Annotated in this window: 18 protein-coding genes and 1 pseudogene; 9 read left to right on the top strand and 10 right to left on the bottom strand. The window is 64.4% G+C overall.

Annotation, left to right across the window (positions count from 1 at the left end; all coding sequences use genetic code 11):
* Positions 1-3: 3 nt before the first annotated feature.
* Entirely contained in the window at positions 4-675 is a 672-nt protein-coding gene (locus tag QBK88_RS17755; protein ID WP_277963049.1) for a TetR/AcrR family transcriptional regulator, read from the top strand.
* Here the strand turns inward: QBK88_RS17755 and QBK88_RS17750 are convergent.
* The 4 genes from QBK88_RS17750 to QBK88_RS17735 are packed head-to-tail and all read right to left on the bottom strand — an operon-like array spanning position 602 to position 5,233.
* Positions 602-2,353, bottom strand: coding sequence for an FAD-dependent oxidoreductase (locus QBK88_RS17750; RefSeq protein ID WP_277963048.1), 1,752 nt, complete (start codon positions 2,351-2,353; stop codon positions 602-604). The genes QBK88_RS17755 and QBK88_RS17750 overlap by 74 nt on opposite strands.
* Before the next feature lie 9 nt (positions 2,354-2,362).
* The gene (locus QBK88_RS17745; RefSeq protein ID WP_158153523.1) at positions 2,363-2,683 is read right to left on the bottom strand and encodes an NIPSNAP family protein; all 321 of its coding nucleotides are present in this window, start codon (positions 2,681-2,683) and stop codon (positions 2,363-2,365) included.
* Between the two features lie 2 nt (positions 2,684-2,685).
* On the bottom strand, positions 2,686-4,413 hold the full coding sequence (locus QBK88_RS17740) for an FAD-dependent oxidoreductase (protein ID WP_277963047.1): 1,728 nt from the start codon (positions 4,411-4,413) through the stop codon (positions 2,686-2,688).
* 10 nt (positions 4,414-4,423) lie between these two features.
* A complete protein-coding gene (locus QBK88_RS17735; protein ID WP_277963046.1) occupies positions 4,424-5,233 on the bottom strand; it encodes a shikimate dehydrogenase in 810 nt (269 codons plus the stop codon).
* A gap of 150 nt (positions 5,234-5,383) precedes the next feature.
* Between QBK88_RS17735 and QBK88_RS17730 the strand changes: the two genes are divergently transcribed.
* Entirely contained in the window at positions 5,384-6,154 is a 771-nt protein-coding gene (locus QBK88_RS17730; protein WP_277963045.1) for an IclR family transcriptional regulator domain-containing protein, read from the top strand.
* Between the two features lie 7 nt (positions 6,155-6,161).
* Here QBK88_RS17730 and QBK88_RS17725 read toward each other — a convergent pair whose 3' ends face one another.
* The 3 genes from QBK88_RS17725 to QBK88_RS17715 form a co-directional block, all read right to left on the bottom strand.
* A complete protein-coding gene (locus QBK88_RS17725) occupies positions 6,162-7,022 on the bottom strand; it encodes a shikimate dehydrogenase (RefSeq protein ID WP_277963044.1) in 861 nt (286 codons plus the stop codon).
* Positions 7,023-7,028: 6 nt separating this feature from the next.
* Positions 7,029-7,475 carry a type II 3-dehydroquinate dehydratase gene (aroQ, locus tag QBK88_RS17720; protein ID WP_277963043.1) on the bottom strand — a complete coding sequence of 149 codons (447 nt, stop codon included), beginning with the start codon at positions 7,473-7,475 and terminating at the stop codon, positions 7,029-7,031.
* A gap of 413 nt (positions 7,476-7,888) precedes the next feature.
* Positions 7,889-8,779, bottom strand: coding sequence for a LysR family transcriptional regulator (locus QBK88_RS17715; protein ID WP_277963042.1), 891 nt, complete (start codon positions 8,777-8,779; stop codon positions 7,889-7,891).
* A gap of 151 nt (positions 8,780-8,930) precedes the next feature.
* Between QBK88_RS17715 and QBK88_RS17710 the strand changes: the two are divergent.
* Together QBK88_RS17710 and QBK88_RS17705 are read left to right on the top strand one after the other, a co-directional pair.
* Positions 8,931-9,575: pseudogene (locus tag QBK88_RS17710) on the top strand (hydrolase).
* Between the two features lie 26 nt (positions 9,576-9,601).
* Entirely contained in the window at positions 9,602-10,165 is a 564-nt protein-coding gene (locus tag QBK88_RS17705) for an antibiotic biosynthesis monooxygenase (protein WP_277963041.1), read from the top strand.
* Between the two features lie 12 nt (positions 10,166-10,177).
* On the opposite strand, the gene trmA is transcribed toward QBK88_RS17705, so the two are convergent.
* Both trmA and QBK88_RS17695 read right to left on the bottom strand, forming a co-directional pair.
* Positions 10,178-11,263, bottom strand: a complete 1,086-nt coding sequence (trmA, locus tag QBK88_RS17700; RefSeq protein WP_176572008.1) for a tRNA (uridine(54)-C5)-methyltransferase TrmA — start codon at positions 11,261-11,263, stop codon at positions 10,178-10,180.
* Positions 11,260-12,555 (bottom strand): NCS2 family permease, encoded by a 1,296-nt coding sequence (locus tag QBK88_RS17695; RefSeq protein ID WP_277963040.1) that lies wholly within the window; start codon positions 12,553-12,555, stop codon positions 11,260-11,262. The genes trmA and QBK88_RS17695 overlap by 4 nt, the downstream gene beginning before the upstream one ends.
* A 272-nt stretch (positions 12,556-12,827) precedes the next feature.
* Between QBK88_RS17695 and QBK88_RS17690 the strand changes: the two genes are divergently transcribed.
* Genes QBK88_RS17690 through QBK88_RS17680 form a run of 3 tightly spaced genes read left to right on the top strand, consistent with a single transcriptional unit; the run spans position 12,828 to position 16,473 of the window.
* Positions 12,828-13,307 (top strand): 2Fe-2S iron-sulfur cluster-binding protein, encoded by a 480-nt coding sequence (locus tag QBK88_RS17690; protein WP_277963039.1) that lies wholly within the window; start codon positions 12,828-12,830, stop codon positions 13,305-13,307.
* On the top strand, positions 13,304-14,293 hold the full coding sequence (locus tag QBK88_RS17685; RefSeq protein WP_277963038.1) for an FAD binding domain-containing protein: 990 nt from the start codon (positions 13,304-13,306) through the stop codon (positions 14,291-14,293). The genes QBK88_RS17690 and QBK88_RS17685 overlap by 4 nt, the downstream gene beginning before the upstream one ends.
* Positions 14,290-16,473: a xanthine dehydrogenase family protein molybdopterin-binding subunit gene (locus QBK88_RS17680; RefSeq protein ID WP_277963037.1), complete on the top strand. Its 2,184-nt coding sequence runs from the start codon at positions 14,290-14,292 to the stop codon at positions 16,471-16,473. The genes QBK88_RS17685 and QBK88_RS17680 overlap by 4 nt, the downstream gene beginning before the upstream one ends.
* A 73-nt stretch (positions 16,474-16,546) precedes the next feature.
* On the opposite strand, the gene QBK88_RS17675 is transcribed toward QBK88_RS17680, so the two are convergent.
* The gene (locus QBK88_RS17675) at positions 16,547-17,773 is read right to left on the bottom strand and encodes an MFS transporter (protein ID WP_277963036.1); all 1,227 of its coding nucleotides are present in this window, start codon (positions 17,771-17,773) and stop codon (positions 16,547-16,549) included.
* 392 nt (positions 17,774-18,165) lie between these two features.
* Here QBK88_RS17675 and QBK88_RS17670 point away from each other — a divergent pair, with 392 nt between their 5' ends.
* Together QBK88_RS17670 and cydB are read left to right on the top strand one after the other, a co-directional pair.
* Positions 18,166-19,602 (top strand): cytochrome ubiquinol oxidase subunit I, encoded by a 1,437-nt coding sequence (locus tag QBK88_RS17670; protein ID WP_158152582.1) that lies wholly within the window; start codon positions 18,166-18,168, stop codon positions 19,600-19,602.
* A gap of 3 nt (positions 19,603-19,605) precedes the next feature.
* Positions 19,606-20,613 carry a cytochrome d ubiquinol oxidase subunit II gene (gene cydB, locus QBK88_RS17665; protein ID WP_268148172.1) on the top strand — a complete coding sequence of 336 codons (1,008 nt, stop codon included), beginning with the start codon at positions 19,606-19,608 and terminating at the stop codon, positions 20,611-20,613.
* Positions 20,614-20,670 lie beyond the last annotated feature (57 nt).

Here is a 20,670-nt window from a genome sequence, read left to right as displayed (position 1 = left end):
AGAATGACAACAATGACAGAACGCTCCGTGGAAACTGCTGAACCGGCGCCACGCAAGAGCCGCAAGAACAACCCCGAGAAAACCCGCGAGAACATTCTCCAGGCGGCGATCGCCGAGTTCGTCCTGCAAGGCCTGGCGGGTGCACGGGTAGACGCCATTGCCGAGCGCACGCAAACCTCCAAGCGCATGATCTACTACTACTTCGGCAGCAAGGAGCAGTTGTACGTCGAGGTGCTGGAAAAACTCTACGGCGACATCCGCAGCACTGAGGTGGACCTGCACCTGGGTGAGCTGGAGCCGCGCGATGGTATCCGCCGCCTGGTGGAATTCACCTTCGATCACCATGACGCCAATGTCGATTTCGTGCGCATCGTGTGCAACGAGAACATGCACAAGGGCGAGTACATCAAGCAGTCCACCGCCATCCGCGCCATGAACAAGACCGTGTTGCACGCGCTGGGCGAGGTGTTGGAACGCGGTGCCCGCGAAGGGCTGTTCCGGCAGGGCCTCGATGCCCTGGACGTGCACTTGCTGATCAGTTCGTTCTGCTTCTACCGGGTGTCCAACAAGCATACCTTCGGCGAAATCTTCCAGATCGACTTCAGTGAAGAGCAGAACATGGCACGTCATCGCGAGATGATCGTCGACACGGTGCTGCGTTACCTGAAACCCTGACGGCGTCGGCTGCCAGGCTCAGGCCGGCGAGGTAGCCGAAGGTCATCGCCGGCCCCAGGGTAATGCCGCCGCTGGGGTAATGGCCGCCCATGATACTGTCCATGTCATTACCCACCGCATACAACCCGTCAACCACCAGGCCCTGTGCATCCAGCACCCGTGCCTGGCGGTCGGTGGCCAAGCCCATGAAGGTGCCCAGGCTGCCCGGCTCCAGTTTCACCGCATAGAACGGCCCACGCGCCAGCTCGCCCAGCGATGGGTTGGGTCCGTGCGTGGCTTCACCTTGGGCGCGGTTGTAGGCCGAGGCGCCGCGGTGAAAGTCGTCGTCATGCCCCTGGCGCGCCTGCTGATTGAAGCGCTGCACCGTGGAGTGCAGGGCAGCGGCATCGATACCGCAGCGCTCGGCCAGTTGCGCCACGCTCCGGGCCTTGATCAGATATCCCCGGCGACGCAGGCCCCAGGCAGGCAGCGGAAACGGCCGTGCAGCTCCAAGCCCGTAGCGGTGCAGGGCGCGGTGGTCGCAGATCAGCCAGCAATGGGGCTGGCGGTCGGTGGGGTTGGCGGCGAACAGTGCCTGCATGAAGTCATGGTAGGAATCGGCTTCATTGGTAAAGCGGCGGCCGTCGTCGCGCACGGCAATGAAGCCGGGTTTGGCCCTGTCCATCAAATTGGGAAAAGCCTGGGCCGAGCTGGAATGCCTGCCTCCGCGCATCACCCTGGAGACGGGTGCCCAGGCAGCCCCATTGGGCAGGGCAGGCACTACCCCGCCAGCCATTTCACCCAACCGAATCCCGTCCCCCGTATTCTGCGCCGGCGCAGCCGACAGGTGGTTGTCATGCCCGAATACTTCACTCATCCGCTGCCTGTCATGGGCAAACCCACCTGCCGCCAGTACCACGCCACATCGCGCCCGCACTTGGCCAGTGGACAAGCGCGCGCCCACTACCCGATGGCCATCCACCAGCAATGCCAGCGCCGGGCTGTGCGTACGCACCTGCACCTGCAAATCCAGCGCGCTGCGCAACAGGCGGGCCATCAGCGCGTTGCCATTGACCAGGTGCAGCCCGCGCCCATGCAGCAGGCGGTCGCACCAATGGCGCGCCAGCCGCCTGGTCACATGAAGCGCCGATTTCACTGACCGCGTGGCATTGAAGAAATGGCCCAGGTCCGTGCCGCCAGCGATGCCCATGTCGCCGAGGCTGATCAGGTCCAGGGGTGGGCGCAACCTGTGCAGCCATGGCCCCAGCCGCCGTCCATCGAATGGTTGCGCGCACAGCGAACGGCCGCCCAGGGCGGCGCCTGGCCCGTCATGCATGTCGGGCATGCGGCTGCCTGAATAAAACTGCACCTGGGTATGCCGCTGGAAGAAGTCGACCATCCTTGGCCCCTGTTCGAGGTAGGCCTGCACGCGGTCATCCAACTGCGCCGTGGCCAGTTGCTGGCGCAGGTACTGCTCTACGGCGCCGGGCGTTTCCAGCTGCCCCTCGGCCACTGCCAGCGGGTTGCCGGGTACCCACAACCAGCCACCCGACCAGGCACTGGTGCCGCCCAGGTGGTGGTGCTTCTCGGCGACGATCACCTTCAGCCCGTGGTGGGCGGCGGTCACGGCGGCGGCCAGGCCGGCGGCCCCCGAGCCGATGACCAGTACGTCGCAGTCGTAGTGCTCAGGAGCGCTCATGGGCCTGGCCTACTTGAGTGGCGAGAATGCAGTGGGACGCATCATCCGCGACTCCAGTTTCATCACGGCGTCCAGTTCCTTGTTCTTGCGACTGAACTCCATCCAGCGGCTGTCGGCCGCCATGGCAGTGCGCCGGGCCATGCGCTCGTCCAGGCTCTCCCAGGCCCAGATATGCACCACCTGGTTCACGTCGCCGATTTCGGTGGTGAAGAAACCCACCAGGCGGCCCAGGTGCTCGGTCTGCACGGCCAGGGCATCGCTTTGGTACAGCGCCAGCCAGTCGGCGAGCTTGGTGGGCTTAAGGGTGTAGGTGCGCAATTCATAGAACATGGTCATGCCTCTTGTTGGGTAGGGGTGCTGCGTTGCAGCCGGGTGGCCGCGTGGGTGGCGGCGATGTAGCCGAAGGTAAGGCCTGGGCCCAGGGTGATACCGGGGCCGGGGTAGGTGCCGTCCATGATCGAGTTCATGTCGTTGCCTGCGGCATACAGGCCGGCAATGGGCTGGCCCTGGCGGTCGAGCACGCGCGCGGTGGCATCGGTCACCAGCCCTCGGGCCGAGCCCAGGTCGCCGGTGTGCACGCGGATCGCGTACCAGGGCGCTTTCGTCAGCGGCGCCAGGCAGGGATTGGGGGTGTGATGAGGGTCGCCCAGGGAGCGGTTGTAACTGTTGCCGCCCTTGGCGAATTGGCTGTCGGTGCCGCGCACGGCATCGGCATTGTGCTGGCGCAAGGTGTCGGCCAGGCCGTCGGGGTCGACGCCGATCAAGTGCGCCAGTTGCGCGGCGCTGTCGGCCTGGTACAGGTAACCCGCGTCCACCAGTGCGCGGTTATCCACGGGCTTGGGTCGTGCCAGGCCCATGCCGTAGCTGTTCAGGGCCTGGGCATCGGCGATCAACCAGCACGGTGAGTTGGCGTTTTCCTGCATGGCCGGCACGAAGCAATGGTAGGAGTCGGACTCGTTGACGAAGCGCTGGCCCCTGCGGTTCACGGCGATGATGCCTGGTTTGGCGCGGTCGGTGACCAGGTGCGGGAAGCGTTCCAGCGACCCATTGGCGTGGCGGCGCAGGGACACCGGGGCCCAGAAGAAATTGGCCGCCAAGCCTTCGCCCAGGTGCCCACCCGCCACCTGGGCCAGGGCCAGGCTGGTGCCGTCATTACTGGCGGGGGACATGGTCAGGTGGTCGCTGCCGGTACCCGGGCGCAGGCCATCGGCATTGCCCGCGGCGGCGAAACCACCGCCGGCGCACACCACGGCGCAGCGTGCCTGAACCCTCAAGCGCTGGCCGTTATAGTCGGCTTCCACGCCAGTGACCGCGCCGTGCTCGTGCACCAGCGCCCGCGGTTCGGCCTTCAACCACAGGTCTACCCCCTTGGCGAAAGCCGTGGTGGCCAGCCGTGCGATCAAGGCGTTGCCGACGGTCAGGCGGGTGCCGCGCGGGTGGCGCAAGCGGTCCTTGCCGTAGCGCGCCAGCAGCTTCACACAATGCCACAGCGAGGCGGGCGACCGGCGGAAGCTGAGCAGGTGCTGGATATCCACCCGGTTGACCATCATGCCACCGAACAACAGCATGCCCGGCGGCGGGGTGCGCAGGTGCTGGAACCAGGCGCCCAACCGGCGGCCATCGTATTCCACCATCTCCAGGGCGCGGCCGCGGTCGGTACCACCGGGTTCCTCGGGGTGATAGTCGGGGGAAAGGGGTCGTAGCGCGTATTTCAGTTCGCTGTGGCTTTCCAGGTAGCGCAGCGCTTCGGCGCCCCGTGCGATGTAGGTGTCTATCAGGTCGGCACGGTAGCCGGGACCGATGGTGGCCTTCAGGTAGCGGCGCACGGCATCGGGGGGGGCTTGCACGCCAGCGGCACGTGCCTGGTCGGTGCCGTGAACCCATACGGCGCCGCCGGAGATCGCCGAGGTGCCACCAAACGTCTCGGCCCTTTCCAGTATCAATACCTTCATGCCCCGGCAGGCCGCAGTAGTGGCGGCGGCGAACCCGGCGGCGCCGCTGCCCAGCACCACCAGGTCCACATGGTGAGTCCAACCCTGTGTGGGTATGGCTGCGTTCATGGCGGCCTCCTCAGGCGTCTTCGGGGGTCACGCCCATGAAGGCGCCCAGGTTGCCCATCTGCGCGCGGGCCATTTCCGGGCCGGTCTGGATACGGCAGCCCTGGTCGCGGGCCTTGGCAAGCAGAGGGGTAACCGGTGGCGAAGTGACCACATCGGCCACCAGCGTGTTTGGGCGCAGGCCGGCCAGGGCGGTGTCGGGTAGCGGCAAGTGGCCGGTATCCCCCATGCCCACCGGCGTAGCGTTCACCACCAGGTCAAAGGTGCCCAGTTCACTGTAGGCGCTTTGTACTGCCAGCGTCGGGAAGGCGTCGATCAGCACCTTTTTCAGTGTCTCTACCTGAGTGGTGCGCACATCCACCAGCACCAGCTCGGCCAGGCCCTGCTCGGCCAGCGCGTAGGCAATGGCCGCGCCCACGCCACCGGCGCCCACCACCAGGGCACGCTTGCCCTGCGGCTGGAAGCCGTGAGCCGCCGCGGCCTTGAGAAAACCAATGCCGTCCAGGTGGTCGCCTATCAGGCGGCCATCGGCCTCGCGGCGGATCACGTTGGCCATGCCCAGGGCGGCGGCCCGCTCGGTGAGAGCATCGAGCAAGGGCGCCACGGCCTGTTTGTAGGGCACCGTCACCACACAGCCACGCAGGTTCTGCCAGCCCCGCAGCGTGTCGACGAACGCCGGCAACGCCGCGGCCCCCAGGTCGATGGGCAGCATGGCGATATCGCGATCGTTGTCGGCGAACCAGCGGTTGAAGTTGTCGGGGGATTTCACTTGGGCGATAGGCGTGCCGAGTATGGCCACCAATTGGGTCGAGCCGCGAATCATGTCGATCTCCTGGACCGTTTGCTGTTGTTGTGGGCCCATGGTGAGGCTGGCCGGCAAGCGTCACAACGCGGCTGTTAGCGGTTTTGGTTGTTATTCGCGGTACCACTGCGATAATCGCATCGTCGGGCCGATAATCCGGGCGGGGCACCAATGAAACAACCCACTATCCACGAACGAGACCTCATCGCAGGGCTGCAGAAGGGCCTGGCGCTGATGCAGTTGTTCAGCGAAGACCACCCGCGGCTCACGGTGCCCATGGCAGCGCGGCTGTCGGGATTGAGTCAGAGCGCCGCGCGGCGTTTTCTGCTGACCCTGGTGCATGAGCGCTTCGTTGAAACCGATGGGCGCGACTACTGGCTGACTGCCAAGGCCCTGCGTATCGGCCAGGCTTACGTGGATTCCGCCCAGCTACCGCGCATGCTGCGGCCGATCGTCGAGCAGGTGGCGCGCAGTACTCAGGAGCACGTGTCCGTAGGCGTCCGGGATGACGACGACATCATTCACGTGGTGCGCAGTCGTTATAGCCACATATCGTCGCTGTCGATCCGCCCTGGGTCGCGGCTGCCGTTGTATTGCACGGCGAGCGGGCGCATCTGGCTGGCGCAACTGCAGCCTGCGGAGTTGCGCAGCTACCTGCAGCGCGTCGAACAACGGCCGCTGACGCCCTACACCAAGGTGACGGTGGCGGCGCTGGAAGAAGAGTTGGAGCGAGTGCGCGAGCAGGGGTTCTGCATCGTCGATCAGGAGTTCGAGGTGGGCATGGCGGTGTTGAGCGTGCCCCTGCGTGACCGCAAGGGCGTGCTCAAGGCGGCGTTATCGATCACCACCCAGGTGGCCCGGCTCAATCCCCAGGCCATGCAGCAGCGCTACCTGCCGGCGCTCTACGAAGCCCAGGCGCTGCTGCGCCCGGTGCTTGATTGAGGCGGCTTCAGCCATTCATGCTGTTGAAATGCGCCGTCATGCGGTCGGCATCCGGCACGATGCCGCTGAACAGTTCAAAGGCCTTCACCGCCTGGAACACGGCCATGGTGCCGCCGTCCAGGGTGCGCGCGCCCAAGGCGCGGGCGGTGCGCAGCAGCTCGGTTTCCAGTGGGAAGTAGACGATCTCCGCTACCCACAGATCCTTGCGCAGCAGCTCGGCCGGAACGGGCATGCCTGGCAGCTTGGCCATGCCCATCGGCGTGGTGTTGACCATGCCGTCGGCTTCGTTCATCGCCGCCGCCAGGTCGCTGCCCGCACGGGCGCGGTTGCCGGGGAAGTGCTGGTTGAGGTTGTCGGCCAGGTCCTGGGCACGGCTGGCGTCCACGTCGAAGATGGTCAGCTGTTTCACGCCCTCGATCAGCAGCGCATGGGCAACTGCCGCGCCAGCACCGCCGGCCCCCATCTGCACCACACGTTCACGGGCGGCGCCGTCCATGCCACGGCGAAAGCCTTCGGCAAAGCCCAGGCAGTCGGTGTTGTGGCCTACGCGCTTGCCATCCTTGAGCACCACGGTGTTCACCGCGCCGATACCACGGGCTTCGGGCGATAGGTCATCGAGCAGCGGAATGATGGCCTGTTTGCACGGAAAGGTGATGTTGAGGCCGGTGTAGGCCATGCGCTGGGCCGCAGTGAGCAGCTCTTCCAGGTGGGTGGTGTCGAGCTTCAGCTGGTCCAGGTCGATCAGCCGGTAGAGGTAGCCCAGGCCCTGGGCGGCGCCTTCGCGCTCGTGCAGGGCAGGGGTGCGCGAGGCCTGGATGCCAGCGCCAATCAGGCCGGCCAATACACTGGTTTTATTGTTCTGGGACATTGCGAGTTAACCCTTGTTGTTCAACAGGTGGCTGACGTGTTCAAGCGCCAACCTATAGCCATTGGTGCCAAAGCCGCACAGCACGGCCACGGCGACGCCGGAGACATAGCTGTGGTGGCGGAAGGTTTCACGGGCGTGCACATTGCTGATGTGCACTTCGATCACGGGCAGCTCACTGGCGGTCAGTGCATCGCGGATGGCAATGGAGGTGTGGGTCCAGGCGCCAGGGTTGATGACGATCGCTGCGCAGCGGCCGCGGGCCTGATGAATCCAGTCGATGGCTTCGCCTTCATGGTTGCTCTGGCGGAACTCGACCGTCAGGTCGTGCTGTTCGGCAGTGCGGGCACACAGGGCAGAGACGTCGGCCAGGGTTTCGCGGCCATAGGTGGCAGGTTCGCGAGTACCCAGCATGTTGAGGTTCGGGCCGTTGAGCACCAGTACGGTACGGCTCATGGAGACTCTCCCTTGTTATTTTTGGTGTGAGACAGTGGAGCGAGGTGTACATAAATTGTACTAACCAGTTAATTTGGTCAAATTAATTTATCTCCACGCTCGTTCGGAGGCTGAATCACGGGCGTAAAAAAAGCGGGTGGAAGATTGCTCTTCCACCCGCTTCGCTGACGCCGCGCTGCGACCCGAGTTCTCTAGGCCAGGGTCATGACGCCTTTGAATTGTGGGGAACGCTGGGCATTCCGTCAACGCCGCCGGGCGGTCGGTTGTGGATATCTTTGCAGATGGCCCTTACCCCTCGTGTCTCCCCCCAGTAGGACCGGGCGCCAGCTCGGGAAGAAGGCGGTGCGGTGGGTCTGGAAGACCGCGCTGGCGGTTTCCCGAGCTTCGCCCCGTCTACAGAGATAGTCGCAACCTCAAGCAGAGGGCGCCAACTGCGACACCATGAAGTCGATGAACGCCCTGGTTTTCTGCGGCACCCGCCGGGCCGAGGGGTAAACCGCATGGATGCCGATCGGCGGTGCCTGCCAGTCGCACATCACCGCCACCAGCCGGCCGGCCGCCAGCGCGTCCTCGACGATGAAGGCCGGCAGCAGGGCGATGCCCATGCCGCCTTCGGCCGCCGTGGCCAGCAGGTCGCCGTTGTTGGCGTGCAGGGGGCCGGTCACGTGCACGCGCTGAGTGTCCTTGCCATTGCTCAACTGCAGGCTGACGCCGCTCTGCAGGTAGCCGTAGTTCAGGCACGCATGCCCCGTCAGGTCGCGGGGCACCTGTGGCGTGCCATGACGCGCCAGGTAGTCGGGGGAGGCCACCAGCACCCGGGGCGCCGGGGCCAGTTGCTTGGCCACCATGCTTGAGTCCGCCAGGCTGGCGATGCGGATGGTCACGTCGAAGCCGCCACGCACCGGGTCTACCTGCTGGTCGCTGAGCACCAACTGCAGTTCTATTTGCGGGTGTTGCTCGTGAAACCTGGGGATCAGCGGCCCCAGTTTGCGCAACCCGAATGACATGGGCGCGTTCACCCGTAACACCCCCCGCGCTTCCCCCAGGCCGCTGCGCGCCCGCTGTTCGGCTTCGTCCACCGAGGCCAGCACCTCGCGCACGGCTTCGTAATACTCCGCCCCTGCCTCGGTCAGGTGCAGGCTGCGGGTAGTGCGCTGCAGCAACTGCACCCCCAGGTCTTCCTCCAGGGCCTGGATCTGTTTGCTGATTTTCGAGCGTGGCACATCCATGGCCCGGGCGGCCGCGGCAAAGCCGTTTTCATTCACGGTGGTGACAAAGGCGCGCATGGCGTCGATACGGTCCATCAGTGTCCCTGATATGGAATCAATGAGTCTCGATTTTATGGGATTGTTGCGTAGAGTGCACGGACTTACATTATCAACACGCCAGGCGCACACCCCCAAGCGGCAGCGTCCAGCCACCCACTACTTCGAACCTGTTGAAAAGGAATACATCATGTCCAAGCACGAACTGCTGAACCCCGCCAATGCCGCCTTGATCCTCATCGACCACCAGCCACAAATGGCCTTCGGTGTGCAGTCCATCGACCGTCAGGTGCTGAAAAACAACACCGTGGGCCTGGCCAAGGCTGCGAAGATCTTCAATGTGCCGACGATCTATACCTCGGTGTAAACCGAAAGCTTCAGCGGGTACATCTGGCCTGAACTGTTGGGCGTGAACCCTGGGCAGAAGCCCATCGAGCGTACCTCGATGAATAGCTGGGAAGACGCCAGGTTCGTGGAGGCGGTGAAAGCCACTGGCCGCAAGAAGTTGATCATCGCTGCCCTGTGGACCGAGGTGTGCCTGACCTTCCCCGCCCTGGAAGCCATGGCCGAGGGCTTCGAGGTGTACATCGTCACCGACGCCAGTGGTGGCACCACTCAGGAAGCCCATGACATGTCGGTGCAACGCATGATCCAGGCCGGTGCTATCCCGGTGACCTGGCAGCAGGTTCTGCTCGAATTTCAGCGCGACTGGGCCCATAAAGACACCTACGACGCGGTGATGAACCTGGTGCGCGAACACAGCGGCGCCTACGGCATGGGCGTGGACTACGCCTACACGATGGTCCACAAGGCGCCACAGCGCCAAGCCAACTAAGCTCAGCGCGAAAGGAGTCCACCCACATGAACATCGAAATGTCCGACGGCGTAGTGACCCTGCTGGTGCGTCATCGCATCAGCAAGGGCCAGGAACAGCGCTACGAAGAATGGCTGCGGCGCATCATAGGCACCGCTCGCAGCTACCCCGGCCACCTGGGCATCGATGTCATGCGGGGCCACAGCCAGGGCTTGCAGCTGTTCACCAGCGTGCTGCGTTTCGCCAGCACCGAGCAGTTGCAGGCTTGGCTGGACTCCAGTGACCGCAAGCGGCTGGTGGACGAGGCCAGGCTGATGTTGGCGGACGGCGACCAGACCGAGATCAACAACGACCGCGAATTCTGGTTCACCCCCGTGGACGCTGGCAGCCCGCCGCCGCGCTGGAAGCAGGCGTGCGTGACCTTCATGGTCATTCTGCCGCTGAGTTTTCTGGTGCCGTGGTTGTGGGGGCCGGTGTTCAAACTGGTGCCCTGGCTGGGCAGCTATGCAGCGGCGAACACGCTGATCACCTTGAGCGTGGTGCTGTTGGTGGTCTACGTGTTCATGCCGCGGGCGACCCGTTGGCTGAGCGGTTGGTTGCAAAGCCGCTGACTGCTGACGTGGCTACCGGCGAACCAGCAGCACGCCCGATTCCATGTGGTGGGTATACGGGAACTGGTCAAACAGTGCGCAGCGCTCGATACGGTGCGTATCGTGCAGTTGCGCGATGTTCGCCGCCAGCGTCTCCGGGTTGCAGGAGATATACAGAATGTTGTCGAAACGCCGGGTCAGTTCGCAGGTGTCCGGGTCCATGCCCGCGCGGGGCGGGTCGACGAATACGCTGCCGAACTGGTAGCTCTTCAGGTCGATGCCCTGCAGGCGGCGGAATGGGCGCACTTCGTTCAACGCCTCGGTCAATTCCTCGGCGCTCAGGCGCACCAGGGTCACGTTATCCACAGCGTTGTCAGCGAGGTTGTTCAGTGCCGCGTACACCGAGGTCTTGCTGATCTCGGTCGCCAGCACTTTGCGCACCCGGGTGGCCAGGGGCAGGGTGAAGTTGCCGTTGCCGCAATACAGTTCCAGCAGGTCGTCATCACGCTGGCCCAACGCATCGTAAGCCCAGTTGAGCATCTTCTGGTTCACCGTGCCGTTGGGCTGGGTGAAGGCGCCTTCCGGCTGTTGATACTGGTAGGTACGGCCTGCCACTTCCAGCTTTTCCACGGCGAAGTCGCGGCCGATCACCACGCGCTTGCCCTTGGAACGGCCAATCAGGCTGACGCCCAGGTCGGCCGCCAATTGTTCGGCGGCGGCCTGCCAATGTGCGTCCAGGGGGCGGTGGTAGCACAGGGTGACCATGGCGTCGCCGGCCAGGGTGGTCAGGAACTCCACCTGAAACAGCTTGTTGCTCAGCGCTTCGTTGGCCTGCCAGGCGGCCTTGAGCTTGGGCATCAGTTCGTTGATGCGCAGGCTGGCGATCGGGAATTCCTCGATCAGGATGGCCTGGTGCTTCTCGCCCGGGGCAAACATGGCGTAGTGGCGCTGGCCGTCCTGGCGCCACAGGCGAAATTCGGCGCGCAGCCGGTAGTGCTCGCGTGGCGAGTCGAACACCGCGGGTTCCGGGGCATCGAAAGGCGCCAGCAGTTCACGCAGGCGCGCGGTCTTTTCGTCCAGTTGGCGGCTGTAGTCCGCCGGGTCCACTACTGTACTCATGCGTTGAACCAGCCCAGCTTGATGACAAACAGAATCGACAGGATGACCAGCGCCGGGTTCAGGTCGCGGGTGCGGCCCGACAGCAGCTTGATCAGTGTCCAGGAAATGAAGCCGAAGGCGATGCCGTTGGCGATGGAATAAGTGAAGGGCATCGCCAGGGCCGTGACCACCACCGGTGCTGCTTCGGTGATGTCGTCCCAGTTGATTTCAGCCAGGCCCGACATCATCAGCACAGCCACGAACAGCAAGGCCGGAGCAGTGGCGAAGGCAGGCACGCTGCCGGCCAGCGGGGCGAAGAACAGTGCCAGGATGAACAGCACGGCCACCACGATGGCGGTCAGGCCAGTACGGCCACCGGCGCTCACGCCCGCGGCGGATTCGATGTAGCTGGTGGTGGTCGAGGTGCCCAGCAGGGAGCCTGCCATGGCCGCGGTGCTGTCGGCGATCAGGGCACGGCCCATTTTCGGCATGTGGCCGTCCTTGCCCATCAGGCCGGCACGCTTGGCCACGCCGATGAGGGTGCCGGAGTTGTCGAACAGGTCAACGAACAGGAAGGCGAAGATCACGCTGACCAGCCCTACGTTCAGGGCGCCCTTGATGTCCAGTTGCAGGAAGGTCGGGGCCAGGGACGGTGGCATCGAGACGACGCCGCCGAACTCGCTGGCGTGGATCAGGATCGAGACGATGGTCACCGCCAGGATGCCGATCAGCACCGCGCCGCGCACTTTCAACGCTTCCAGGCCCACGATCAGCACGAAGCCCAGGGTGGCCAGGATAGGTGCAGGCTTTTTCAGGTCGCCCAGGCCGACGAGCGTGGCCTCGTTGCCTACCACGATACCGGCGTTATGCAGGGCGATCAGCGCGAGGAACAGGCCGATACCGGCGGCGATGGCTGAACGCAGGGGCAAGGGGATGCTGTTGACGATCCATTCGCGGATACGAAAGATCGACAGCAGGAAGAACAGCACAGCAGAGATGAACACCGAACCCAGCGCGGTCTGCCAGGTGTAACCCATGTGCAGCACCACGGTGTAGGTGAAGAAGGCGTTCAGGCCCATGCCCGGTGCCAGGGCGATCGGGTAGTTGGCGATCAGGCCCATGACGGTGGAGCCGATGGCGGCGGCCAGGCAGGTGGCGACGAAGACGGCGCCCTTGTCCATGCCGGTCTCGCCGAGGATGCTCGGGTTGACGAACAGGATGTAGGCCATGGCCAGGAAAGTCGTGATGCCCGCCAGTATCTCGGTACGCACGTTGGTGTTATGTGCTTTGAGTTGAAACAGCCTTTCCAGCATGCCTGCTCCCCGTGGCGCGCCCCGGCGCCGTGAATGAATTGACCCCTCAAGCAAAGCACATGCTCGCCGAGGGGCCGAAAAAAGCCGCGCATCATAGCAGCATGGTTGCCCGGCGGTGAATGCGCGTGTCGGTTTTAGGCGCGAATGCCTTTTTTAGGCAGGAGCCGCCCATCAATCCACCTGAACGATAGTGCCACCCACCCAGTCGTACGCCTTGACGACGCCGCTCGCAGAAGCTGCGCAAGAATCAGGCCGAACACCGTGAGGTTGCCATGAGCGAAACCACCCATACCCTGGAGCTGACCCTCAATGGCCAGCCCCGCAGCCTGCAAGTGCTGCCCTGGACGACCCTGCTGGACCTGCTGCGCGAACAGCTGGACCTGGTGGGCAGCAAGAAAGGCTGCGACCACGGCCAATGCGGCGCCTGCACGGTGCTGCGCGACGGCAAGCGCGTCAATGCCTGCCTGACCCTGGCCATCATGTGCCAAGGCGCCCACCTGACCACCATCGAGGGCCTGGCCGACGATGCCGGGCTGCACCCGATGCAGGCCGCGTTCATCAAGCATGATGCCTTTCAGTGCGGCTACTGCACCCCCGGGCAGATTTGCTCGGCTGTCGGCCTGCTGGAGGAGGGCCGCGCGCAATCACCGGCCCAGGTGCGCGAATTGATGAGTGGCAACCTGTGCCGTTGCGGTGCGTACGGCAACATCATCGACGCCATCGAAGACGTGCGCGCCGGGGGTGGGCAATGAACCCCTTCAGCTACAGCCGCCCGGCGGGCATCGCCGAGGCCATTGGCCAAGCGGGCCCCGGCAGCCGCTTCATCGCCGGGGGCACCAACCTGCTGGACCTGATGAAAGAGAATGTCGAACAGCCGGCGCGGGTCATCGATATCACTGGCCTGCCCCTGCATGACGTGGTGCCCACCCCCGATGGCGGTTTGCGCATTGGCGCGCTGGTGAGCAACGCGGACCTGGCCTGGTTGCCGCAAGTAGAATGGCAGTACCCCCTGCTGAGCCAGGCGATACTGGCGGGCGCGTCCCCTCAGTTACGCAACATGGCCACCACCGGCGGCAACCTGCTGCAACGCACCCGTTGCTACTACTTCTATGATGCCGGGGTGCCCTGCAACAAGCGCAAACCGGGCAGTGGCTGCCCGGCCCGGGAAGGCCTGAACCGCATTCATGCGATCTTCGGCGCCAGCGCCGAATGCGTGGCCACCCACCCCTCGGACATGTGCGTGGCCCTTGCCGCCCTGGAGGCAGTGGTGCACGTGCAGGGGCGCGCTGGCGCACGCACCATCGAGTTCGCCGACTTTCACCGCTTGCCCGCCGACCACCCGGAGCGCGACAACCAGTTGGCGGACGATGAGCTGATTACCGCCATCGAACTGCCCGCCGAAGGCTTCGCGGCCCATAGCCATTACCTCAAGGTGCGCGACCGGGCGTCCTACGCGTTCGCCCTGGTATCGGTGGCTGCAGCCCTGACACTGGACGGCCCCACCATCACCGCCGCGCGCCTGGCGTTGGGTGGCGTAGCCCACAAACCGTGGCGCGACCGTGCCGTGGAAGCGCAACTGGTGGGCCAGCCCGTCAGCCACGAAACCTTCACCGCGGCCGCCGAAGCGCTGGTGCGCGACGCCGAGCCGCTGGCCCATAACGCTTTCAAGGTGCGCCTGGTGCGCCGCGCCGTGGTACGCGCACTGGAGCAGGCGGCACTGGGAGGGCAGCCATCATGAACGGTACCCCCATGGACCGCGTTGACGGTGTGCTCAAGGTCACTGGCCAGGCTCGCTATGCCAGTGAGTTTCCCGAAGATGGCCTGCTGTACGGTAGCGTGGTCTCCAGCACCATCGCACGCGGCCGGGTCGTCAATATCCACGACGCCGCCGCCCTGGCGCTGCCGGGTGTGGTGGCAGTGATCGACCACCGCAACCGCCCGGCCATCGCCAGCTACGACAAACCCTACGAAGACGCCGACGCCGCCCCCGGTTCACCCTTCCGGCCGCTGTACAACGACAATGTGCTGTACAGCGGCCAGCCGTTGGCCTTGGTGGTGGCGTGCGACCTGGAGCTGGCGCGTTACGCCGCGACCCTGGTGCACATCGAATACGAAGAAACGGCGCACCAGACCGACCTGCTGGTGGACCTCAAGCACGCCCGCCCTGCACCGGCCGAGCCACCCAAGCCACGCGGGCACTTCGAGGAAGCTCTGGCGGGAGCGGCGTTGAGCATCGACGCCACCTACGACACCCCCAGCGAATACCACAACCCCATGGAGCCCCACGCCAGCACCGTTCTTTACCAGCAGGACGGCAGCCTGCTGATCCATGACAAGACCCAGGGGCCACAGAACTGCCAGGCCTACGTGCAGAAGGTATTCGGCCTGCCCAAGGAAAAGGTGCGGATCCTGGCGGCGTTCGTCGGTGGCGCCTTTGGGTCGGGCTTGCGCCCGCAATATCAACTGCCTCTGGCGGTAATGGCGGCGCTGCTGCTCAAGCGCTCAGTGCGCGTGACCCTTACCCGGCAGCAGATGTTCACCTTCGGTTACCGGCCGCGCACTCGCCAGCGCCTGCGCCTGGGGTGCGCCGCCAATGGCCGGCTGACCGCCATCGGGCACCAGGCCATCGGCCAGACCTCACGCTTCGAGAACTTCGCCGAACATGTGGTGGAGTGGAGCGGCATGCTCTACCACTGCGATAACGTCGAGCTTGACTACCAACTGGTGCCGCTGGATGTGTACACGCCGCTGGACATGCGTGCCCCAGGCGCGGCGTTGGGCCTGATCGGCCTGGAGTGCGCCATGGATGAACTGGCCTGTGCCGTGGCCATCGACCCGGTCCAACTGCGCCTGCTCAACTTTTCCGAGCGCAACCAGAACGAAGACAAGCGTTACTCCAGCAAGGAACTGCGTGCGTGCTACGCCGAGGGTGCCGAGCGCTTCGGTTGGGCGCGCCGCAACCCCGAACCGCGCAGCCAGCGCCAGGGCCACCAGCTGGTGGGCTGGGGCATGGCCGGCGGCGTGTGGGAGGCCTTGCAGATGAAGGCCAGTGCCAAGGCCAGGTTGATGGCGGACGGGCAGTTGGTGGTCAGCAGTGCCACTACCGACATCGGCACCGGCACCTACACGGTCATGACGCAGATCGCAGCCCAGGCGTCCGGCGTGGCGGTGGAGAACATTCGCTTCGTGCTGGGCGACTCTTCCTTGCCCACGGCGCCGTTGCAGGGCGGTTCCTTCACCGTTTCCTCGGTGGGCAGTGCCGTGCAGCAGGCATGCGCGGCGCTGCAAGGCCGCTTGCTGGACCTGGCTCGCCAAATAGACCCGGCGTTCGCCGCCATCACCCCCGAGCGGGCACGTTTCGAGGATGGCCACCTGCATTTTGGTGGCTACCGCCGAGCCTTGGCCGAGTTGCTGGAAGCGGGCGGCGAAACCTTCCTGGAAGTGCAGGTCGACGCTGAACCCGACAAGAAGCGTGAAGCCTACGCCACGGCGACTCACTCGGCGGTATTCGTCGAGGTGCTGGTGGACGAAGACCTGGGCAGCGTGCGGGTCAGCCGGGTGGTCAGCGCGGTAGCGGCGGGCAAGGTGGTCAACCCGAAAATGGCACGCAGCCAGATCCTGGGCGGCGTGGTGTGGGGCGTGGGCATGGCGTTGCATGAAGAAGCGCTGGTGGACCACGTGCTGGGGCGGCCCATGAACCATAACCTGGCTGAGTACCATATTCCGGTTCAGGCAGATATTGGGGACATTGACGTTATTTTCGTCGAGGAGGAGGACGTTATTGTCAATGCCCTGGGTTCCAAGGGCGTCGGCGAGATTGGTGTGGTCGGTGTGGCGGCGGCGGTGGCCAATGCCATTTACCACGCCACAGGCAAGCGCGTACGCGAATTTCCCATCACCCTCGATAAATTGCTCTGAGCGTGCATTCGCCGGCTCGCCCGGCCTCACAGGTGGTCACCTGCGAGGCCGGGCGAAGCTGGGGATCGGCGCGCTAAGGTTTACGGGTATGCATATGATCGCGCTTGGCCAAGGTCGGGAACAGCTTGATCCAGATCCCGGTCACCGCCAACGTACCCACACCGCCTAGCACCACCGCGGGAACGGTACCGAACCAGTGCGCCGTCAGCCCCGACTCGAATTCCCCGAGCTGGTTCGAAGCCCCGATGAACAGGCCGTTCACCGCGCTCACCCGCCCACGCATCTCGTCAGGCGTTTCCAGTTGCACGAACGCCCCGCGGATCACCATGCTGATCATGTCTGCCGCGCCCAGCACCGCCAGGGTACCCAGGGAAAACCAGAACGACGTCGACAGGCCAAAGGCGATGGTCGCCACCCCAAATACTCCGACGCCGGTAAACATGATGCGGCCCACGTTGCGCTCGATAGGGAAGCGTGACAGCCAGAAGGACATCAGCAATGCCCCCACCGCTGGCGCCGAACGCAGCAGCCCCAGGCCCCAGGGGCCGGTCAGCAGGATGTCGCGGGCGAACACCGGCAGCAGGGCCGTGGCGCCGCCCAGCAACACCGCGAACAGGTCCAGCGAGATGGCCCCCAGAATGTCCGGGCGGCTGCGGATGAAGTGAATACCCGCCAGCAGCGATTGCAGCGTGGCCTTGCCCTTGTTCAGCGGCGTCTGCCGCGCCGGCAGGCTGAGCATCAGCGACAAGGCCAGCACGTACAGCACCACTGTGGGGCCATACACCCAGATGCTGCCGAAGGCATACAGGAAACCGCCCAGTGCCGGCGCGACGATCGTGGCGGTCTGCATGGCCGACGCCGAGGCCGCCACGGCCCGGGGGAATAGTTCGCTGGGCACGATATTGGGCAGCAGGGCCTGGGTCGTGGGCATCTCGAACGCCCGGGCGCTGCCCAGCAGGAAAGCCAGCACGAAGATCATGTCGCGGCTGACGGTATCCGTGCTGCTGCCGATCACCAGGGCCAGGGCCACCAGCGCCTGGCCGGTCTGGCAGATAGCCGCCACCTTGCGCCGGTCATAGCGGTCGGCCACATGGCCCGTGTGCAGCATGAACAGCACGCGCGGTGTGAACTCCACCAGGCCGACCAAGCCCAGGTCCAGCACGCTGCCGGTCAACTGGTAGAGGTGCCAGCCAATGGCGACGGTCAGCATCTGGAAGCCGCTGGCAGTGCAAACCCGCGCGAACCAGAAGGCCATGAAGGGACGATGATGACGCAGCAGCAGTACAGCGGAACTGGACATGGGGCAGGGCGACCTCGCGGGCGGAAGGCGCGAGATTAACATTTGTTTGTAACCAGAGGTTGCAGAAACACAGGTTGGCGCCGTTCGCCACCATCCGTGAGCCCGATCAGCGAATTTCGCCGCATACACCCGTCTTTCGCAGGGTGAGGCAACGTGCCGCGTGACAATAGACCACGCAGTTGCCCGCGCCTTTTGGGTCTACTCTTTTAGGGATCATTGACCCAGGTCAAAGCCCATTGCGCCCGCACTGTGTTTGGCCTTCGGTCGCTGACTAACCTGATTACGCAGAACACATGACAAGCGCCGCACTCAGTAACCCTGAGGGCCGTAGGCGCGAGTTCACGGGCTGCCGCCCGTAACGTGCAGATGACACATCTGATAGAGGACAACTTATGTTCGGTTTAGAGGCTCTAGATCTCGCCCGAATGCAGTTCGCGTTTACCGTATCGTTCCACATCCTGTTCCCTGCCATCACCATCGGTCTGGCCAGTTTCCTGGCTGTGCTCGAAGGCCTGTGGCTCAAGACCAAGGACGATACCTACCGCGACCTGTACCACTTCTGGTCGAAAATTTTTGCCGTCAACTTCGGTATGGGCGTGGTCTCGGGCCTGGTCATGGCCTACGAGTTCGGTACCAACTGGAGCCGTTTCTCGGACTTCGCCGGCGCCGTGAACGGCCCGCTGCTGACGTACGAAGTACTCACGGCATTCTTCCTGGAAGCGGGTTTCCTCGGTGTCATGCTGTTCGGCTGGAACCGTGTGGGCCGTGGCCTGCACTACTTCTCCACCGTGATGGTGGCCGTGGGCACGCTGATCTCGACCTTCTGGATCCTGGCGTCCAACAGCTGGATGCAGACCCCGCAAGGTTACGAGATCGTCGACGGGCGCGTCATTCCGGTGGACTGGCTGGCGGTGATCTTCAACCCGTCGTTCCCCTTCCGCCTGGCGCACATGGCCATCGCCGCCTTCGTCGCCACCGCGTTCTTCGTCGGCGCCTCGGCTGCCTGGCACCTGCTGCGCGGCCGCGACAACCCGGCCATCCGCAAGATGTTCTCCATGGCCATGTGGATGGCGCTGATCGTCGCGCCTATCCAGGCCTTCGTCGGTGACGCCCACGGCCTGAACACCCTGGAGCACCAGCCGGCGAAAATCGCTGCCATCGAGGGCCACTGGGAAAACGTCGGCAACGAGCCGACCCCGTTGATCCTGTTCGGTATCCCGGACATGAAGGAAGAGAAAACCAAGTACGCCATCGAAGTGCCGTACCTGGGCAGCCTCATCCTGACCCACAGCCTGGACAAGCAGATCCCTGCGCTGAAGTCGTTCCCGCCTGAAGACCGTCCGAACTCGCTGATCGTGTTCTGGTCGTTCCGCATCATGGCCGGCCTGGGCATGCTGATGATCGCCGTGGGCCTGTGGAGCGCCTGGCTGCGCTGGCGCGGTGGCTTGTACACCAACCGCCTGTTCCTGACCCTGGCCATGTGCATGGGCCCGTCCGGCCTGATCGCCCTGCTGGCGGGTTGGTTCACCACCGAGATCGGCCGTCAGCCGTGGGTCGTGTATGGCCTGCTGCGCACCTCCGATGCGGTGTCCAACCACAGCGTCACGCAGATGAGCATCACCCTGGTGCTGTTCGTGGTGGTCTACTTCTCGCTGTTCGGTACCGGCTTCGGCTACATGATGCGCCTGGTGCGCAAAGGGCCGAAAACCCACGAAGGCGCAGAAGCTACCCACGGTGGCCCTGGCCAGACACGCACGCCTGCCCGTCCTCTCTCCGCCGCCCACGAAGGCGCCGAAGAAGGTACTGCCGACCTGACCAAGGGGAATTGAGTCATGGGTATCGATCTGCCACTGATCTGGGCCGTGATCATTATCTTCGGCATCATGATGTACGTGATCATGGACGGCTTCGACCTGGGTATCGGGATTCTATTCCCGTTCATCAAGGGCGAGTCCGACCGTGACGTAATGATGAACACCGTCGCCCCCGTGTGGGACGGCAACGAAACCTGGCTGGTGCTGGGCGGTGCCGCGCTGTTCGGCGCCTTCCCGCTGGCCTACTCGGTTGTACTGGAAGCGCTGTACCTGCCACTGATCCTGATGCTCATCGGCCTGATCTTCCGTGGTGTGGCCTTCGAGTTTCGCTTCAAGGCCCGTGCCGACAAGCGCCACATCTGGGACAAGGCGTTCATCGGCGGCTCGTTGCTGGCCACCTTTGCCCAGGGCGTGGCCCTGGGTGCCTACATCGATGGCATTCCGGTGGTCAACCGTGCCTATGCCGGTGGTGGCCTGGACTGGCTGACGCCGTTCAGCGTGTTCTGTGGCCTGGCGCTGATCGTGGCCTATGCCCTGCTGGGTTGCACCTGGCTGATCATGAAGACCGAAGGCAGCCTGCAGGAAGCCATGCACAAACTGGCCAAGCCGCTGGCGCTGGTGCTGCTGCTGGTAACCGGTATCGTCAGTATCTGGACCCCGTTGACCCACGCCGACATCGCCGGCCGCTGGTTCAGCATGCCTAACCTGCTGTGGTTCATGCCGGTACCGCTGTTGGTGCTGCTGTCGCTGTACGTGCTGCTCAAGGCTGTTTCCCAGCGTGCTCACTACATGCCGTTCATCATGACCCTAGTGTTGATCTTCCTGGGCTACAGTGGCCTGGGCATCAGCCTGTGGCCGAACATCATCCCGCCATCGGTGTCGATCTGGGACGCTGCTTCGCCGCCGCAAAGCCAGGGCTTCATCCTGGTGGGCACGCTGTTCATCATCCCGTTCATCCTGGTGTACACCTTCTGGAGCTACTACGTGTTCCGCGGCAAGGTGACCCATGAAGATGGCTACCACTGATACTGATTGATCAATGCCCCTTGGCGGTTTTCAGCACCGCCAAGGGCTTGCCTGGAG

It is taken from the genome of Pseudomonas sp. RIT-To-2 (assembly GCF_029623465.1).
In the GTDB taxonomy this organism is placed as follows: Bacteria; Pseudomonadota; Gammaproteobacteria; order Pseudomonadales; family Pseudomonadaceae; genus Aquipseudomonas; species Aquipseudomonas silvicola.
The sequence above is the reverse complement of the archived record's forward strand: the minus strand, read 5'-3'. Positions and strand labels throughout refer to the sequence as shown.

What these genes read in the sequence shown, in the direction of transcription:
- QBK88_RS17755 (WP_277963049.1), top strand. Translation starts at nt 4, where the DNA reads ATGACAACAATGACAGAACGCTCCGTGGAAACTGCTGAACCGGCGCCA.
- QBK88_RS17750 (WP_277963048.1), bottom strand. Translation starts at nt 2,353, where the DNA reads ATGAGCGCTCCTGAGCACTACGACTGCGACGTACTGGTCATCGGCTCG.
- QBK88_RS17745 (WP_158153523.1), bottom strand. Translation starts at nt 2,683, where the DNA reads ATGTTCTATGAATTGCGCACCTACACCCTTAAGCCCACCAAGCTCGCC.
- QBK88_RS17740 (WP_277963047.1), bottom strand. Translation starts at nt 4,413, where the DNA reads ATGAACGCAGCCATACCCACACAGGGTTGGACTCACCATGTGGACCTG.
- QBK88_RS17735 (WP_277963046.1), bottom strand. Translation starts at nt 5,233, where the DNA reads ATGATTCGCGGCTCGACCCAATTGGTGGCCATACTCGGCACGCCTATC.
- QBK88_RS17730 (WP_277963045.1), top strand. Translation starts at nt 5,384, where the DNA reads ATGAAACAACCCACTATCCACGAACGAGACCTCATCGCAGGGCTGCAG.
- QBK88_RS17725 (WP_277963044.1), bottom strand. Translation starts at nt 7,022, where the DNA reads ATGTCCCAGAACAATAAAACCAGTGTATTGGCCGGCCTGATTGGCGCT.
- aroQ (WP_277963043.1), bottom strand. Translation starts at nt 7,475, where the DNA reads ATGAGCCGTACCGTACTGGTGCTCAACGGCCCGAACCTCAACATGCTG.
- QBK88_RS17715 (WP_277963042.1), bottom strand. Translation starts at nt 8,779, where the DNA reads ATGGACCGTATCGACGCCATGCGCGCCTTTGTCACCACCGTGAATGAA.
- QBK88_RS17705 (WP_277963041.1), top strand. Translation starts at nt 9,602, where the DNA reads ATGAACATCGAAATGTCCGACGGCGTAGTGACCCTGCTGGTGCGTCAT.
- trmA (WP_176572008.1), bottom strand. Translation starts at nt 11,263, where the DNA reads ATGAGTACAGTAGTGGACCCGGCGGACTACAGCCGCCAACTGGACGAA.
- QBK88_RS17695 (WP_277963040.1), bottom strand. Translation starts at nt 12,555, where the DNA reads ATGCTGGAAAGGCTGTTTCAACTCAAAGCACATAACACCAACGTGCGT.
- QBK88_RS17690 (WP_277963039.1), top strand. Translation starts at nt 12,828, where the DNA reads ATGAGCGAAACCACCCATACCCTGGAGCTGACCCTCAATGGCCAGCCC.
- QBK88_RS17685 (WP_277963038.1), top strand. Translation starts at nt 13,304, where the DNA reads ATGAACCCCTTCAGCTACAGCCGCCCGGCGGGCATCGCCGAGGCCATT.
- QBK88_RS17680 (WP_277963037.1), top strand. Translation starts at nt 14,290, where the DNA reads ATGAACGGTACCCCCATGGACCGCGTTGACGGTGTGCTCAAGGTCACT.
- QBK88_RS17675 (WP_277963036.1), bottom strand. Translation starts at nt 17,773, where the DNA reads ATGTCCAGTTCCGCTGTACTGCTGCTGCGTCATCATCGTCCCTTCATG.
- QBK88_RS17670 (WP_158152582.1), top strand. Translation starts at nt 18,166, where the DNA reads ATGTTCGGTTTAGAGGCTCTAGATCTCGCCCGAATGCAGTTCGCGTTT.
- cydB (WP_268148172.1), top strand. Translation starts at nt 19,606, where the DNA reads ATGGGTATCGATCTGCCACTGATCTGGGCCGTGATCATTATCTTCGGC.